Genomic DNA, 15,590 nt, shown 5'->3' with positions numbered 1-15,590 from the left:
CACAGTCAGGGCATCTGGCTCATGTCCTGCGCCGTCATCGGCATCATGTTGGCGTTCATATGATACATGACCCACAGCGAGCCGCTGAGCGCGATCACCACAATGACGACCGTGAAGATCAGCGCCATCATGTTCCACCCGCCCTCCGACTTGGTGTTCATGTGCAGGAAGAAGATCATGTGCACCACGATCTGCACCAGCGCGAACGCCATGATCGTCAGTGTTGTGGCTTGCGGCGGCAGGACGCCGCTCATCACCAGCCAGAAGGGAATTGCGGTCAGGACGATCGAGAGGAAAAACCCGGTCAGATAGCCCTTGCTCGACCCATGCCCTGCCGTAGCTCCATGTGTTTCTGCGCTCATCACACCATTCCGATCAGGTAGACGAAGGTAAAGACGCCGATCCAGATGACGTCGAGGAAGTGCCAGAAGAGGCTGAGGCACAGCAGGCGGCGCTGATTGGCAGGGATCAGGCCCTTCCTTGCGACCTGCACCATCAGCGTCACCAGCCAGATGCTGCCGAAGGTGACGTGCAGCCCGTGCGTGCCTACAAGCGTGAAGAAAGAGGAGAGGAATGCGCTTCGCTGCGGGCCTGCGCCTTCGTGGATCAGATGGGCGAATTCGTACAGTTCGATGCCGAGGAACGTCAGTCCGAACAACAGCGTGGCCGCCAGCCACGCCTGTGTCTGCCCCACGCGGCCCCGGTCCATCGCGATCATCGCAAAACCGTAGGTGATCGAGGAGAACAGCAGCATCGCGGTGTTGAGCGCGACCAGCGGCAGGTCGAACAGATCCTTCGGCCCCGGTCCCCCGGCATAGCTATGGCCGAGCACGCCATAGGTCGCGAAGAGCATGGCGAAGATTAGGCAATCGCTCATCAGGTAGAGCCAGAAACCCAGCAGCGTGCTGCCACCCTCCGGGTGATCGTGCTCGTCCAGTTGGTAGAAGCCTGCGTCGGCGTTGAGGGCTTGTGCGCTCATGGCTCAGGCTCCCGCTGCGAGCAGCGTGGTGCGCGCGTCTTCGGTGCGGATCACATCCTTGGCCGGGATATGGAAGTCGCGCTTGTAGTTGAACGTGTGACCGATCGCGACGGCGAGGATGCCTATGAAGCTGAGGCCCGCCAGCCACCACACGTACCAGATCATGCCGACGGCGAACGCCGTGCTGAGACCCGCCAGGATGACGCCTGTGCCAGTGTTGCGGGGCATATGGATATCCTTGAACCCTTCCAGCGGGCGGCTGTGGCCGCGCTGCTTCATGTCGGACCATGCGTCATTGTCGTGGATGATCGGTGTGAAGGCGAAGTTGTAGTCGGGCGGCGGCGAGGAGGTCGACCACTCCAGCGTGCGTCCGTCCCACGGATCGCCGCTATGGTCGCGCAGCGCTTCCCGGTTGCGCCAGGTCACATAGAACTGGATCAGCATCGCGCCGATGCCGATGGCGATGAGAACCGCGCCGAACGCCGCGACCTGAAACCATATCTGCAGCGACGGGTCGTCGAACTGACGCAGGCGGCGCGTCACGCCCATGAGGCCCAGCACATAGAGCGGCATGAACGCGACCCAGAAGCCCACGACCCAGAACCAGAAACTGACTTTCCCCCAGAACGGATCGAGCCTGACGCCCAAAGCCTTTGGCGCCCAGTAGTTGATCGCCGCGAACAGACCAAACAGCACGCCGCCGATGATGACATTATGGAAATGCGCGACCAGGAACAGCGAGTTGTGCAGCACGAAGTCGGCAGGCGGCACTGCCAGCAGCACGCCGGTCATACCGCCGAACACGAAGGTAATCATGAAGGCGATGGTCCACATCATCGGCAATTCGAACCGGATGCGTCCACGATACATGGTGAACAGCCAGTTGAAGAGCTTAGCCCCCGTAGGGATTGAGATCACCATCGTCGTAATGCCGAAGAAGCTGTTGACGCTCGCGCCCGATCCCATCGTGAAGAAGTGATGCAGCCAGACGAGGTACGACAGGATCGTGATGACCAGCGTCGCGTACACCATCGACGTATAGCCGAAGAGGCGCTTGCCCGAGAATGTGGAGGTGACTTCGGAGAACACGCCGAACAGCGGCAGGATCAGGATGTAGACTTCCGGATGGCCCCAGATCCAGATGAGGTTCACGTACATCATCGGATTGCCGCCGAAGTCGTTCGTGAAGAAGTGCGTGCCGACATAGCGATCCAGCGTCAGCAGCGAGAGCACCGCCGTCAGCACCGGAAACGCCGCGACGATCAGGATGTTGGTGCAGAGCGAGGTCCAGGTGAACACCGGCATCTTCATCATGCCCATGCCAGGTGCGCGCATCTTCACGATGGTCGCGATAAGGTTGATGCCCGACAGTGTCGTGCCGACACCCGCCACCTGCAACGCCCATATGTAGTAATCGACGCCGACGCCCGGACTATAGGCTTTTCCCGACAGCGGCGGATAGGCGAGCCAGCCAGTCTGTGCGAACTCGCCCACGAACAGCGACATCATGACGACGATGGCACCGGCCGCCGTCATCCAGAAGCTGAAATTGTTGAGGAATGGGAAGGACACGTCGCGCGCGCCGATCTGTAGCGGCACGACATAGTTCATCAGGCCCGTGACGAGCGGCATCGCCACGAAGAAGATCATGATCACGCCATGCGCGGTGAAGATCTGGTCGTAATGATGGGCGTTCAGATAGCCTTCCGAACCATTGAACGCCATTGCCTGCTGCAGCCGCATCATGATCGCGTCGGCAAAGCCGCGCAGCAGCATGATGAGACCCAGGATCATGTACATGATGCCGATCTTCTTGTGATCGACGCTCGTGAACCACTCCTTCCAGAGATAGCCCCACACCTTGAAGTAGCTCAGCGCGCCGATCAGCGCGATCCCGCCCAGCGCCACTGCGCCGAACGTCACCACGACGATCGGTTCGTGCAGCGGCAGCGACTCCAGCGTGAAGCGGCCGAAGATCGGGCTGATGGGTACGAAATCCTGTGTCATGGCGATGCTTCTTAAAGCGAGTGCTGATGGGCAGGCGCGTCGAGCGCGACAGCCTCGGGCTTGCGGAAAGGACTGGATGGCGGCGTCAGGCCGGCGCCGACGAGACCCTCGCCGCGACCGGTTGGGCCAGTTTTCGGCGTCATGTTCATGGTCATGTTGCCATGATCCATGTGCGGTCCTTGCTGGGGCGTGACATCGGAGGGCGTGGGCGCGCCATGAGATCCGTGGCCCGCTTCTCCGTCACGCGCTGCGTCGGCCTTCATCACATCCGCCATGCACGGCGTACCGGGCACGACGCATTGGTTAAGCGCGGCGTTGTAGAGCGCGGGATCGATGCTGGCGAAGCGGCGTACCGGCTCCTTCTCGCTCGGCTCCGCAAGCTTTAGATACACGGCGCGATCCAGCATGCCGCCGCCCTTCTTCGCATTGGCCACCCAGCCCGCAAAGTCATCGTTGCTCATGCCATGAAAGCGGAAGCGCATACCTGAAAAGCCCGCGCCGCTGTAATTCGCCGAAAAGCCAGCGTAATTGCCGGGCTTGTTGATGACCGCGTTAAGTTTGGTTTCCATGCCCGGCATCGCGTAAATCTGTCCGGCGAGCGCGGGAATATAGAAGCTGTTCATCACGGACGAGGCGATGATCTTGAAATGGATCGGCCGGTTTACGGGCGCGGCGAGTTCATTGACGGTCGCGATGCCCTGCTCGGGGTAGATGAACAGCCATTTCCAGTCGAGCGCCACCACCTGAACTTCCAGCGGTGCGACGTCCGCCGCAATCGGCTTTCCCGCTGCGACCCGGTCCAACGGCCGGTAGGGGTCAAGCAGATGCGTGCCCACCCAGGTGACGGCGCCAAGGCAGATGATGATGAGCAACGGCGCTGCCCAGATAATGAGTTCCAGTTGTGTCGAATGGTCCCAGTCCGGCTCGTACCGCGCATCCTTGTTCGCGTGCCGATAGCGCCAGGCGAACAGCACGATCAGCGCGACGACAGGCACGATGATGAGCAGCATCAAAGCCGTCGCTATGAGGACCAGATCGCGCTGCTGCATAGCCACGTCACCGGACGGATGCATCACCACCATGTTGCAGCCGCTCAGCAGCATGGCGACTGGTGCGATGGAGAGTGCACGCCGAAGCGTCTGGCGGGACGGAAGGAACTGCATGGCGCGGAAGTAGCCCGATATCGTGCAGTGCAACATTGGACATTTTGTCCAATGCCGGATCCAGCGCCGCTCGTGCATAAGGCAGACCTTGAACCTATGCGACAGGCCGTGGCCCCGGCCATGATCGAGGAAGATCACTACCAATGACCAGCGATACGCTATCCAATTCCGAAACGGCAGAGCGGGACGCACGCGCCCTGCACGCGCGTAGCGAGGGGAAGGACCATGGCGACATAGCGCCGGCGGAAATCGCGATCGGCGTGGTGATCGGGCGAACGTCGGAATTCTTCGACTTCTTCGTGTACGCGATCGCATCCGTGCTGGTTTTCCCCAAGCTGATCTTTCCGTGGGTCGATCCGCTGACGGGCACGATCTACAGCTTTGCCGTCTTTGCGCTCGCGTTCGTGGCGCGGCCGTTCGGTACGCTGATCTTCATGGAGATTGACAAGGCGCTGGGGCGCGGCATGCGGCTTACCATTGCTCTGTTCCTGCTCGGCGGATCGACCGCAGCGGTGGCGTTCCTGCCTGCCTATGCCGATCTTGGCATCGCGTCCCCGCTGCTTCTTGCCGCCTTCCGTATCGGACAGGGCATTGCGCTGGGTGGTGCGTGGGACGGCCTCGCTTCGCTGCTTGCCCTCAACGCACCCCAGAACAAGCGCGGCTTCTACGCGATGATCCCGCAGCTTGGCGCGCCGCTCGGCATGATCGTCGCCAGTGCGCTGTTCGCGTTTCTAGTCGCCAGCCTCTCGGCTACCGATTTTCTCGAATGGGGCTGGCGCTATCCTTTTTTCGTCGCGTTCGCGATCAACGTGGTGGCGCTCTTCGCGCGGCTGCGTATCGTATCGACGCCGCAATATGGCGATCTGTTCGAAACGCGCGAGTTGCAGCCTTCACCGGTGATCCAGACGGTGCGGTCGCATTGGCGCAACATGGTGATTGGTGCGTTCGCGCCCCTCGCCAGTTTTGCGCTGTTCCACATGGTCACGGTGTTTCCGCTAAGCTGGGTGTTCCTGTTCACGCGCGAAAATCCGGCGCGGTTCTTGGTGATCGAGATCATCGGTGGGTTAGTCGGTGTTCTCGCGGTGCTCGCGTCCGGCTCGCTGGCCGACCGGTTTGGGCGGAGATATGTTCTGGGCGTATCAGCGGCAGCCATCGCAGCGTTCAGCGGCTTCGCTCCACAACTGCTCGACGGTGGCGACCTTGGCGAAGTCATCTTCATGGTTCTTGGCTTTGCCCTGCTGGGCGTCGCGTTCGGACAGTCGTCAGGCGCATTGAACGGCAATTTCCCCGCGGCTCAACGCTATACGGGCGCTGCGATTACGTCGGACCTTGCATGGCTTGTGGGTGCGGGCTTTGCGCCACTTGCAGCCTTATGGCTGGCGAGTGAATGGGGCCTTTTGGCGGCGGGCGGCTACCTTCTTTCCGGCGCCGTAGGCACGCTCGGTGCGTTAAGCATCAACCGGGAGCTGGCAAGCCAAAGGTAAATGTAGCGGGATGCTTTCGGGGTTGCGAGTAAGTATAGCCAAATGAAGGCAACCTACCGCGATTGTGGTCACTAGCTCGTATGGGTTACGAGCCAAGGCAGTAGTTTGACGCATGTGCCTGCGGACGCTACCGCCGCCTTGATGATTGCACTACTGTCCCCTGCGAAAACGCTCGACTTTGAGCGTCCGTTACCGCCGCTCCAAGTGTCAAAGCCATATTTCTCCGCGGAAGCGCACAGCCTTGCGCGATCGGCTGCGAATCTCACGCAGAAGCGGCTGTCCGAATTGATGCATATCTCCCCGCGCCTCGCCAAGCTAAATGCCGATCGTTTTCGCGACTTCGACAATCTGCCTGAACGACCAGCGCTGTTCGCTTTTGCCGGTGACGTTTATACAGGCTTCGAGGTGGACACGCTGGATGAGGTCGCCGTCAGCTTTGCACAGGATCACGTGCGAATGCTTTCGGGCCTTTACGGCCTGCTGCGGCCGCTGGACGCAATTCGTCCCTATCGGCTTGAGATGGGCACGCGCTGGGCACCGCGCCGCACATCCCTGACTGACTGGTGGGGCAATCGTATTGCGCAACTGCTACTGGAGCAACTCGCAGAAGAGGGATCGGGCGTCATCCTCAACCTCGCCAGCCAGGAGTATTTTGCTGCCGTCAAAGGCAGGCTGGCGGGCGTGCGTGTGATCGAGGTCGAGTTCCGTGAACCCGGCCCGAATGGCCCACGTTTCGTGAGCTTCAATGCCAAGCGAGCGCGGGGCATGATGGCACGCTGGCTATGTGAGCATCGCATTACTGATGTAGAGGCGATGCGCGGTTTCGATTACGACGGATACCGGTTCGACGGACAAGAGAGCGACGGCGATCGCTGGCGTTTCACCCGCGTATGAGCGGTGCAGGCAGCGCTTCTGCCGTCGTCGTCGGCGCTTCTGGTGGGATCGGGCGCGCATTGGAAGCGGCCCTGATCGAGGAGGGCGCGTTCGATGTCGTTCATGGCTTCGCGCGATCGCGGCCCGGATCGCAGCATCTCGACTTGCTCGATGAGGCGAGCATCGCCGCCGCCGCCGCACATGTCGCGAGAGGTCCGGCACCAACCTGCATCATCATCGCGACCGGCCTGCTCCATTCGGGAGAACGCGGCCCCGAAAAGGCGTTGCGCGATTTGGAGCCGGAGTGGTTGGCGCGGCTCTATGCCGTAAATGCCATCGGGCCTGCGCTTGTGGCGAAGCATTTCCTGCCGATCATGCCCAAAACGGGACGCACGGTCTTCGCAGCGCTGTCGGCGCGGGTGGGATCGATCAATGACAATCGATTAGGCGGGTGGCATGGCTATCGTGCGTCGAAGGCGGCGCTCAACATGCTGGTTCGAAACCTCGCCATCGAGGAACGCCGTCGCAACGATCGCACCATCGTGGTGACCCTGCACCCCGGCACAGTCGACACGACACTCTCTCGCCCATTCCAGGGCAATGTTCAGGCCGGACGGCTGTTTGATCCGGAGCGCGCCGCACTTCAGCTGCTTGATGTAGTGGAAGGATTGAAGGTGCCGGACAGCGGGAAGTTCTTCGACTTCCAAGGGGAGGAAATTCCCTTTTAGGAATCCGAGCCGTGCGCCTAGCGGCTGTTGATCCGACGCGCATGAGTCCCTCTCAAAGCTTCGTTGTCCTCGCTTTTTACGATGCGGGATTCAGGGCAGAGGAAAGTCAACTTGCCCCACTGATCGCACCGGGCGTAAGTGCGAGCGCCAGTAGTATCAGCGCCATTCCGACATAGGCCCAAACCCCCATGCCGCGCCAAGCCAAGCGCATCGCGCCATCGTTCGTCTCGTGAGCTTTTGCCAGACGCAAGCTGTAGATCATGGTGCCTGTAATGGCCATCGCGGTCAGGGCGAGGCCGAACAGGAACCAGATGATTTTCGTGGTCAATCCTCCGAATGTGCCGAAATGCAGTGGGTCCGCCATTTCCGAAATACGCTGGTGAGTGCCAAGCATCCGGCCATCCAGTTGCGCCACAACCCGACCGTCCGCCGGATCAAGGACAACAGCATTGGCCCTGTCACGCACCAGCCAGGCCCGCGATTGGCCGAGGAATATGACGCCGCTGTCTTCGGTGAAACGGATTTCGCGAATTTCGAGGTTTGCGTCAGCCTGCTTTGCCACAGCCACCAACTTGTCGAGTGCTGCGCCGGTCGGCAGCGCGCTGCGGGCGTCCACCTTGGGAAGCTTTGGCACAGGTGCATGACCTCCCAATGTCTCGACCAGATACCATATGCCCGTCAATGCTATCAACGCTACGAACCACAGGCTCCATAGGCCCGCCAGTCGGTGAAGGTCGCCTGTCAGCCGTCGTCCATCCCCACTGCGCGGTCGACGGAAGAAGCCGCGCCACCACTTCTTGTAGGTAACGATACCCGAGATCAGGGAGATCATGAGAAGGAGTGCGAGAGAACAGACGATCGGGATGCCGATCTTCGTCGGTAGCATCAAATGGCGATGCACCTGCCGCAGGAAGCGGTGGACATTTGCCCAACCATGGGTGCCGGTAACTTGCGCCGTCCATGGGTTGATATATACCCGGCGCGGCGCACCTTTGCCGAGGTCTATCCACGCCTCTACCGCGAACCACGGGTCGATCGGTGCATAGATCGTCTGCAATCGACCGGACGGTTCGGCGCGGGCGGCGGCCGCAGCAAGCGAACCCCACGATGCCGGTGGCGCAGCTTGTGGTGACACCCGCATGGCAGGCGTCACCATCCAGTCGATCTCGTGCGCGAACACCGCGAAGGTTCCGGTCGCCAGGATGAAGGTGAGGAAGATCGACAGCTTAAGGCCAATCCAGCTATGCACCACCCACCAGAGCGACCGGCGTTTCTTCGCCCCCGACTTGGCCGAACGCACGGAGGCCATGGTCAGAATTTGAACCGGAGTTCGGCAAGGAATGTCCGAGGTTCGCCGGGGAAATGGCCGCTCTGGGCGGAAAAGCCGGAGGCGGCGTAGACCTTGTCGAAGATGTTGTCGGCTCTCAGGAGCAACTCGGCAAAGCCCAGCCCCTTGGTGATCGAGGCATCGAAGATCGTGTAGGGCTTCACATCCTGTCCTGACAGGCTGATACGCTTCGAGACATATTCGCCGCCAAAGGCAAAGGCCGCATCGATCGGAGCGACCTGGTATCGGGTCCAAAAGCCCAGCTTGTGCTTGGGCGCATTGGCGAAGCGGTCGCCCACGGCATTGGTGATCGCCTGACCCGCGATAGTGCCGGTGATCTTGGTGTCATTATAGCCATAGTTGACGAGCAGCACCCAGTTGGGCGTAAGGTCCGTCGACAGGTCGATTTCGAACCCTTTTGACGTGACTTCGCCGATGGGGCGTAACTGATCTTGCCCGTTTACTGGCGGCAGGTTGGCATCGGCCTGCAGGATGTTCTTGCGTACTATGCGATAGGCCGCAACATTGGCCTGAATGCGTCCGTCGAACAGGTCGGTCTTAACGCCGCCCTCGAACTGATCGCCGGTCACAGGCGCGAATGGGCCACCCGCATCGCCGTTCTGGCTGGCGGCAGTCTGTGGTTCGAAGCTCTGCGACCAGCTTAGATAAAGGGAAACGTCCCTGCGCGGCTTGTAAATTGCGCCGGTGCGGAAAGTGATGTCGTTGTCCTTATAGGATGCGCTATTCACCACTCGATCCGTGAACTTGTCGTAGCGTAGGCCGCCAACCAGAAGAAAGGCGTCGGTCACACTGATCTGGTCCTGGAGATACGCGCCCTGTCTTTTGGTGCGCGTATCAGTGACGATGAAGGGGAGCAGCGCCGCGCGCGCCACGTCACGCGCCGACGTTGTGTAGACGGGGTTGCTGAGGCTGAGCGATGTCACACCCGCCCGCAAGATGCGGGAGCTGAGGACGCTGGTTTCGTCATACCAGTCCGCGCCTGCCTGAAATTTATGGTCCATGCCCAACAGGGCTACACGTGCAGTAAGGTTGGTGGAGAACGACAGCCCATCGACGTCACGGATCTGGTCGCGAAACTCGCGGGCGACGAGATCGGTACTCCCCGCCTCGAAACCGCGGGGTTCGTGATATTGCTGCGTCTCTGTCGCTTTGAAGTAGCGCACGCCTAAATCGAACGTGACCGCATCGCCGATCGCGGTGGCGTAACGCGCTTGATAGGCTTTCGACTTCAAGTTGAGGAAATCGGTCGGCTCATTGGCATTCCAGCGAATGTCCGTCCGGAAATTGCCAGCGTTGTCGGTCAGCACGCCGCGCAAGCGATTGGCCGCCAGCCGGTTGTCGTAAATAGTCGCTTGCAGCGTCAGCTTGCCACCTTCGTTCGTCTTGATGGCTATCGCGCCGTCCCCGATCAGCGACTTATTTTGCGTATTGACCCGATAGGGGTCCATGGACTCATAGAAGCCGCCGACGCGATATGTGACGATGCCATCCTCGTCGATCGGGCCGCTCGCTTCGGATGAAATGCCAATTCGGTCGTAGTTGCCCGCCGTGAGAACCGTACGGAGGGAGCCTTCTTCTTCCGGCGTTTTAGACACATAGTTGATGATACCGCCCGGTGAACCGGGGCCGAAGAACAAGCCCGCTGGGCCTTTCAGCACCTCGACGCGATCGATATTAAAAAGTTGCGGTACGGAGAAACCGATGAACGGGTTTCCACGCATGCCATCGTAAAAGGATTGGTCCTGACGGAAGCCGCGAAAGGTGACACCGGCATAGCTGAAGAAGCTGACGCCGGAGATGTTGCGGTAGATGTCGGTTGCGTCGCGTGCGCCTTGATCGGCAAACAAATCCGAATTGATGACCTGCACGGCCTGCGGGATGTTGAGTGGATCTTCGGAGGTTTTGCCGACGGTCGTGGTTTCGGTGCGATAGAGACGTTGTGCTCGCCCGGTGACGATTATCTGATCGCTGTCGGACATCGCAGCATCCGCAGCTTCGGATGCACCCTGCGCCAATGCCATCGATGAATGAAAAGAAACGGCCACAAGAAACGCCAAACGACCAATACGCAAAACAACCCCCTAACAATGATTCGATAATGCGAATTATTCGCATATTTCAATCGTTGTTGTTGCGCAACCTTCGATTGCCTGGCCATGCTAATTGAAATCGAGTCGAGGGTTGACCCACACACAGGTTGCATCAACGGCATTGTAGCCGACGGCCTAAGGTAAAAGCGGTGACGCCGACGAGTAGCCGGGCGCCACCCTAAGGATCTTACTTTCGTGCTTCTTGCCAATGAGGATACGTCACGTAGGCAGTGAGTGCCCCGTGCTCATGGGAACGGATCGTCACCCTCTGGTCCTTCGGCATATGTATGATCTCGCCTGGTCCTGCGGTGACAGTTCCCGCTTCGCTAGATACGGAGATTTGTCCTTCAAGGACGACCATCACGTCATCGACGGCCATGATCTCCTCCAGACTCTGATCGGGTCCATATCGCCCATAACCTATGGTGATCGGAGCGCCATGGCGTTGGTCTACAAGATTGCCCACAAACACGTCGCCGTCCTGCCCGGGTGAGCGTTCGAGCGCTGCGTCAGAGATCGCGAATTTTTGAACTTTCACGAGATGCTCCTTCTTGCTGAGGTGATTTCGTGCTGATGGGATAGCCCCGGTGAAGGCGACGCTATTCAGCGTCCTTCCGGTCAGCGCCGAGCGGGCCGCAATCGGTTGGAATGCCGTCCCTTTCTTCACACACCTGGACCATCATCCATTTCTGGATCGCTAATGCCTTGAGCTGCCAGTTGTTCCTTCCTCCGGTACTCAGTTACTCTCTGCACATATTGTCCGGTTTGCGTTGCGGAGCGGACCGAGCGTGAAGGCGTTCATTCGATACGCAGATGCCGACGCGTCACTGTTTTGCGCGGCCTAAGTCAGAATGCCTTCGATATTGAGCACGCCGCCGGACCCAGGATCACGACGAACAGCGTCGGCAGGATGAAAAGGATCAGCGGCACAGTCATGATCGCGGGTAAGCGCGCCGCCTTCTCCTCTGCGCGCATCATGCGCTCGTTGCGGAATTCGGCCGACAATACTCGTAGGGCGGACGCCAGCGGCGTACCGTATTTCTCGGTCTGGATCATGGTCGTAACCACGCCCTTGACCGCATCCAGTTTCACGCGGTTGGCCAGGTTCTCGAACGCCATGCGGCGCTCAGTCAGGAAGCTCAGTTCAATGGCCGTAAGCTGAAACTCGTCACCCAGTTCGGGATAAGCCTTGCCAAGTTCCTTTGAGACACGGTTGAATGCCGCGTCGACGGTGAGCCCGGCCTCCGCGCAAATCACCAGCAGATCGAGCGCATCGGGCAGCCCCTTGCGGATTTCCGTAGAGCGCTTGTTGATCTTGTTATCAATGTAGAGATCGGGCGATTTATAGGCCAGGAGCAGCAGCACGGCGAAGCAGCCGAAGCGCTTCATAGGACCCCACTCGGGCTGGCCGCCAAGGACATACAACCACAGCGCGACTATAACGCCGATGACGATCGGCATAATCATGCGTCCGAAGATGACGGCAACGGCCCAGTCCTTGGACCGGATACCCGCTTGCGCCAGTTTCACTTGCGCGTCCTTCAACTGATCGTCCTGTAGAACCTTCAGGTTCGACAGCAGCGATCGCATGCGGTCGGTAGTCTGGTTCTTCTGGACTAGTTTCGCACGGCGCTTTGCGGTCGAGGCCGTGATGCCTGCTTTCAATTGTTCGCGGCGCTCGTTCAGCGCCTTGACGCGCTTGCTCATCGGATCGCGTACGGTCATCACCGTGTACAGCGCGAATAGGACGGCCATGGTCGCCAGCGCGGCGAACAACGTGCCAAGGTCGGTGGCGGTCATACCCAGCATGGTGGCTCCGGGCGGCGTTGCAGGTTGCATGTGCTTGTGCCTCCCTTAGATTTCGAAGTTTATCATCTGGGCCATGATGAACACGCCGATGCCCATCCATCCCATGCCGCCAATGCCGATCATCTGCATCAGGCTCAGCCCCATCATCCCCTCAGGGTCGCCATTGAAGAACGGCGACATATACTGGAAGTTGATGTAGGAAATCATGGCGAATACAAGGAACGGCAACGATCCAATGATGTAGGCCGAAGCCTTCGATTCTGAAGACATCGCCCTGATCTTCAACTTCATCTGCGCGCGTTGACGCAGCACAGTCGACAAGTTGGAGAGCGTTTCGGCAAGGTTGCCGCCCGTCTCGCGCTGAATGGCGAGAGTAATGACGAAGAACTGGAATTCGGCCGTACCCAGACGATCGGCGGTTTCCTGCAACGCCTGCTCCATCGTTTGACCGATCTTCATGCGCTCGCTGATAAGCTTGAATTCTTCGCCCGTCGGCCCCGGAATTTCACTCGCGACGATGCCAAGCGTCTCACTAATGGGCAGACCGGAGCGCAAGCCGCGCACCAGTAAATCCAGCGCGTCAGGGAAATGCTTGGTAAACTTGTCGATCCTCTTGCCGATCAGCCGCCCGATATACCAGTGCGGCAGGCCGAGGCCCGCAGCTAGGCTGACGAACAGCGCCATCAGCGGCGGGTAGCCGCGCAATACCATTACGGCGGCCATCACCAGAAATATGCCCGCGCAGCCGGTCATATACTGGCCGAGCGTCCATTTCTTGCCTGTGCGGCGAATGCGTTTGCTAAGGTTCTCAGGGTTCGGGATCAGCGACACGAGCAGTTTCATGTCTTCGGTCGTGCGATTGGAGATCGCCTTGCGCATCCGCGCTTCCATCATCGCATCGGCGGAATCGCTATGGCGGCCGCGGATCAGGGCCATGCGGCGCTGTTGCGCCTTAGCGGCGGAAGGACCGGCGAACGCAAAGGCGACAAGTCCCACAACGCTCAGCGCCAGTACGATCAACAGGATCAGTTGGCTATCCATCTACGTTCGTCCGTCCTTGCTTGGCCCATCGCCTGCGCCTGCCATGTCGCAGCCAAACCGATCCTTCGACAATCAGCCGTTCAGCGCGACTTTCTTGTCTTTCTTACTCGGCATGATCGACTTGAACTCGGTGAACTTGCCCATCAGGGAGCCGCCCTTGGCTTTCGCCTTTGACTTGCCGTCGCCTGCTGCGCCATCCAGTACGCCGAGTGCTTCATCCATCAATTGCATGAGGCCGTTGCCGGTCTTGCTGCCCTTCGCCACTTCGGCGAGTGTCTTCCCAAGCTTGGCGGCCTGCGCCGCGAGCCGCGCGTCGAAGGGTACGATGACGTCGACCTTGCGCTCGATCGATTGCTCGAAATCCTTGCGGCTGATTTCCAGCGCACTGGGGTGCACGCGATTGGCGGCCACGATCACGCGCGTCTGGGGCGCATTGCTCTTCAGCCACGACAGAATGCGGATCGAGTCACGTGCAGCCGCCAGCGTCATTTCGGTAACGACGACGGTGACGTTGGCATCGTTGATGAGATGCGGATGCGCGATCAGCATGGAGCGCGGCAAATCGATTACGCTGCATTCGAACGCCGTCCGGAATTCGTCCAGAAGCTGATAAAATGCGCCACCATCCGTTATCATCGGCTGGCTGATCGGCGCTTCGGCGGACAGGATCGCCAGCCGGTCGCTCGCACGCACCATCGCACGCTCAATAAACAGCCCATCGATACGGCCGGGATTCTCTATGGCATCGGTGAGTCCGCGGCCCGGTTCGAGGTCCATCGCAAGCGCCCCGGTGCCGAAATGCACATCGAGATCAAGCAGCGCCGTCGTGCGCTTGCTCTTTTCGCTCAGCAGCCACGCAAGCGAGGTTGCCACGGTCGAAGCCCCAGCGCCGCCGCGTGTGCCGACGATCGCGGCCGAAAGGTGCGGGCGCTCAGTCGAAGCATCCGTGCGCGGGGCCATGAACACGGCCTGCGCCTGCGCGATCGTATCACGCAGATGATCGGCATTGAGCGGCTTGAGCAGATAATCCTGTATGCCGCTGGCGACGAGATCGCGATACAACCGGACGTCGTTGACCTGCCCGGCAGCGATGACGACCGTCCCCGGCTCACACACTTCGGCAAGGCCATTGATGTCGTTCAGCGGATCGCCGCTCTCGGACAAGTCGACGAACAGTATCTGCGGGCTTGCGCTGATCGACAGCGCCTGGACTGCATTGCGCAGACCACCCTTGTTGACCTTCTCCGGTGGCCAGCCCAATTCGATGGCGACGCTGCGGATCACATCGAAGCTGTGGTCGTCGCAGACGAATGCCTGGAACGGATCGCGCGCGGCGGCGCCTGCGCCTTTCCACGGTGCGTTCATGGTCAGTTGCCCCCTGCGGTCATGGTTTTCAGATCGCCCGATCCGGTCGGTGTCTTGTCGCGATACACCTGGATGGCGCGGTTGGAGGTCGCACCTTGCAGATCGCTCGTGCCGGTCTGTCCACGCACCAAATCCTCGGGATTGGCGATCATCGCGGCCAGACTGCCGTTTACGCCGCAACCGAAGTTGCGCGAGATGTTGCCCATGCCGTTGGTTTCCTGCGTGTCGCTCCAATCGGGGCAACCGGGAACCCGCGCAGTAGCGCGGCGGACGACGAGGCGAAGTGACCCTTCCGGCGCAGTGTCCGCGGCTAGCCCGGCTTCCTGTTCGATAAGCAGGCCGTGGCGGGCAACGACGTTGGCGATGTCCATCACGGCGTCGCCATAATAGTTGCCCGAGCCGAGGAATAGGCGATCGCCGTAGCCGACATTGATAGACGCGAGCCAGCCTTCCAGTCGGCCCTTTTCGGCAGGCGAAAGCGCTGCGCCGCCGCCGACCTGAACGTCATAAGTAAAGCTCGTGTAGCTCACCACGGGCTGACGGACTGACTCCATGCCGCGGTTGAAGGCGCTGCGTGGCCGTGCCATCGCGCTTCCGGGAAGCACTGCGGCGCTTGTAAGCGCAATGCAAAGACCTGCAACGATTGCGCCTCTGGAAACCGTAGGCTGTTTGAAATTCCGTGCCATGTTTACGGTCCTTCGTG

At 60.1% G+C, this 15,590-nt stretch carries 14 protein-coding genes; 3 read left to right on the top strand and 11 right to left on the bottom strand.

The window, feature by feature from the left end; all coding sequences use genetic code 11:
* Positions 1–5 precede the first annotated feature (5 nt).
* From cyoD to cyoA, 4 genes are read right to left on the bottom strand one after another with little or no spacing between them, the layout of a single operon-like run.
* A complete protein-coding gene (cyoD, locus tag C1T17_RS19170) occupies positions 6–362 on the bottom strand; it encodes a cytochrome o ubiquinol oxidase subunit IV (RefSeq protein WP_104954810.1) in 357 nt (118 codons plus the stop codon).
* Complete coding sequence (gene cyoC / locus C1T17_RS19165; RefSeq protein ID WP_104954809.1) at positions 362–979, bottom strand: cytochrome o ubiquinol oxidase subunit III; 618 nt, start codon at positions 977–979, stop codon at positions 362–364. The genes cyoD and cyoC overlap by 1 nt, the downstream gene beginning before the upstream one ends.
* 3 nt (positions 980–982) lie before the next feature.
* Positions 983–2,986 carry a cytochrome o ubiquinol oxidase subunit I gene (gene cyoB / locus C1T17_RS19160; RefSeq protein WP_104954808.1) on the bottom strand — a complete coding sequence of 668 codons (2,004 nt, stop codon included), beginning with the start codon at positions 2,984–2,986 and terminating at the stop codon, positions 983–985.
* A gap of 11 nt (positions 2,987–2,997) precedes the next feature.
* Positions 2,998–4,149 carry a ubiquinol oxidase subunit II gene (cyoA, locus tag C1T17_RS19155; RefSeq protein WP_104955366.1) on the bottom strand — a complete coding sequence of 384 codons (1,152 nt, stop codon included), beginning with the start codon at positions 4,147–4,149 and terminating at the stop codon, positions 2,998–3,000.
* 143 nt (positions 4,150–4,292) lie between these two features.
* Here cyoA and C1T17_RS19150 point away from each other — a divergent pair, with 143 nt between their 5' ends.
* The 3 genes from C1T17_RS19150 (at position 4,293) to C1T17_RS19140 (ending at position 7,234) form a co-directional block, all read left to right on the top strand.
* Complete coding sequence (locus tag C1T17_RS19150; RefSeq protein ID WP_104954807.1) at positions 4,293–5,633, top strand: MFS transporter; 1,341 nt, start codon at positions 4,293–4,295, stop codon at positions 5,631–5,633.
* Positions 5,634–5,774: 141 nt separating this feature from the next.
* On the top strand, positions 5,775–6,527 hold the full coding sequence (gene yaaA / locus C1T17_RS19145) for a peroxide stress protein YaaA (RefSeq protein ID WP_104955365.1): 753 nt from the start codon (positions 5,775–5,777) through the stop codon (positions 6,525–6,527).
* A complete protein-coding gene (locus C1T17_RS19140) occupies positions 6,524–7,234 on the top strand; it encodes an SDR family NAD(P)-dependent oxidoreductase (RefSeq protein WP_104954806.1) in 711 nt (236 codons plus the stop codon). Before yaaA ends, C1T17_RS19140 begins: the two co-directional genes overlap by 4 nt.
* A gap of 106 nt (positions 7,235–7,340) precedes the next feature.
* Here C1T17_RS19140 and C1T17_RS19135 read toward each other — a convergent pair whose 3' ends face one another.
* From C1T17_RS19135 to C1T17_RS19105, 7 genes are all read right to left on the bottom strand, one after another.
* On the bottom strand, positions 7,341–8,543 hold the full coding sequence (locus C1T17_RS19135) for a PepSY-associated TM helix domain-containing protein (protein ID WP_104954805.1): 1,203 nt from the start codon (positions 8,541–8,543) through the stop codon (positions 7,341–7,343).
* 2 nt (positions 8,544–8,545) lie between these two features.
* Positions 8,546–10,603, bottom strand: coding sequence for a TonB-dependent siderophore receptor (locus C1T17_RS19130; protein ID WP_104954804.1), 2,058 nt, complete (start codon positions 10,601–10,603; stop codon positions 8,546–8,548).
* A gap of 256 nt (positions 10,604–10,859) precedes the next feature.
* Positions 10,860–11,339: a hypothetical protein gene (locus C1T17_RS19125; protein WP_223262705.1), complete on the bottom strand. Its 480-nt coding sequence runs from the start codon at positions 11,337–11,339 to the stop codon at positions 10,860–10,862.
* Positions 11,340–11,518: 179 nt separating this feature from the next.
* Positions 11,519–12,511: a type II secretion system F family protein gene (locus C1T17_RS19120; protein WP_104954803.1), complete on the bottom strand. Its 993-nt coding sequence runs from the start codon at positions 12,509–12,511 to the stop codon at positions 11,519–11,521.
* Positions 12,512–12,526: 15 nt separating this feature from the next.
* Positions 12,527–13,522, bottom strand: coding sequence for a type II secretion system F family protein (locus tag C1T17_RS19115; RefSeq protein ID WP_104954802.1), 996 nt, complete (start codon positions 13,520–13,522; stop codon positions 12,527–12,529).
* A 72-nt stretch (positions 13,523–13,594) separates the two neighbouring features.
* Positions 13,595–14,887, bottom strand: a complete 1,293-nt coding sequence (locus C1T17_RS19110) for a CpaE family protein (protein ID WP_104954801.1) — start codon at positions 14,885–14,887, stop codon at positions 13,595–13,597.
* Between the two features lie 2 nt (positions 14,888–14,889).
* The gene (locus C1T17_RS19105) at positions 14,890–15,573 is read right to left on the bottom strand and encodes a CpaD family pilus assembly protein (protein ID WP_104954800.1); all 684 of its coding nucleotides are present in this window, start codon (positions 15,571–15,573) and stop codon (positions 14,890–14,892) included.
* Between the last annotated feature and the right edge of the window lie 17 nt (positions 15,574–15,590).

It is taken from the genome of Sphingobium sp. SCG-1 (genome assembly GCF_002953135.1).
GTDB lineage: Bacteria > Pseudomonadota > Alphaproteobacteria > Sphingomonadales > Sphingomonadaceae > Sphingobium.
The sequence above is the reverse complement of the archived record's forward strand: the minus strand, read 5'-3'. Positions and strand labels throughout refer to the sequence as shown.

Excerpts from the sequence above, each read along its gene's own strand:
- yaaA (WP_104955365.1), top strand. The coding sequence starts at position 5,775 with ATGATTGCACTACTGTCCCCTGCGAAAACGCTCGACTTTGAGCGTCCG.
- cyoD (WP_104954810.1), bottom strand. The coding sequence starts at position 362 with ATGAGCGCAGAAACACATGGAGCTACGGCAGGGCATGGGTCGAGCAAG.
- C1T17_RS19110 (WP_104954801.1), bottom strand. The coding sequence starts at position 14,887 with ATGAACGCACCGTGGAAAGGCGCAGGCGCCGCCGCGCGCGATCCGTTC.
- C1T17_RS19120 (WP_104954803.1), bottom strand. The coding sequence starts at position 12,511 with ATGCAACCTGCAACGCCGCCCGGAGCCACCATGCTGGGTATGACCGCC.
- C1T17_RS19105 (WP_104954800.1), bottom strand. The coding sequence starts at position 15,573 with ATGGCACGGAATTTCAAACAGCCTACGGTTTCCAGAGGCGCAATCGTT.
- C1T17_RS19150 (WP_104954807.1), top strand. The coding sequence starts at position 4,293 with ATGACCAGCGATACGCTATCCAATTCCGAAACGGCAGAGCGGGACGCA.
- C1T17_RS19135 (WP_104954805.1), bottom strand. The coding sequence starts at position 8,543 with ATGGCCTCCGTGCGTTCGGCCAAGTCGGGGGCGAAGAAACGCCGGTCG.
- cyoB (WP_104954808.1), bottom strand. The coding sequence starts at position 2,986 with ATGACACAGGATTTCGTACCCATCAGCCCGATCTTCGGCCGCTTCACG.
- C1T17_RS19140 (WP_104954806.1), top strand. The coding sequence starts at position 6,524 with ATGAGCGGTGCAGGCAGCGCTTCTGCCGTCGTCGTCGGCGCTTCTGGT.
- C1T17_RS19130 (WP_104954804.1), bottom strand. The coding sequence starts at position 10,603 with ATGGCATTGGCGCAGGGTGCATCCGAAGCTGCGGATGCTGCGATGTCC.
- C1T17_RS19115 (WP_104954802.1), bottom strand. The coding sequence starts at position 13,522 with ATGGATAGCCAACTGATCCTGTTGATCGTACTGGCGCTGAGCGTTGTG.
- cyoA (WP_104955366.1), bottom strand. The coding sequence starts at position 4,149 with ATGCAGTTCCTTCCGTCCCGCCAGACGCTTCGGCGTGCACTCTCCATC.
- cyoC (WP_104954809.1), bottom strand. The coding sequence starts at position 979 with ATGAGCGCACAAGCCCTCAACGCCGACGCAGGCTTCTACCAACTGGAC.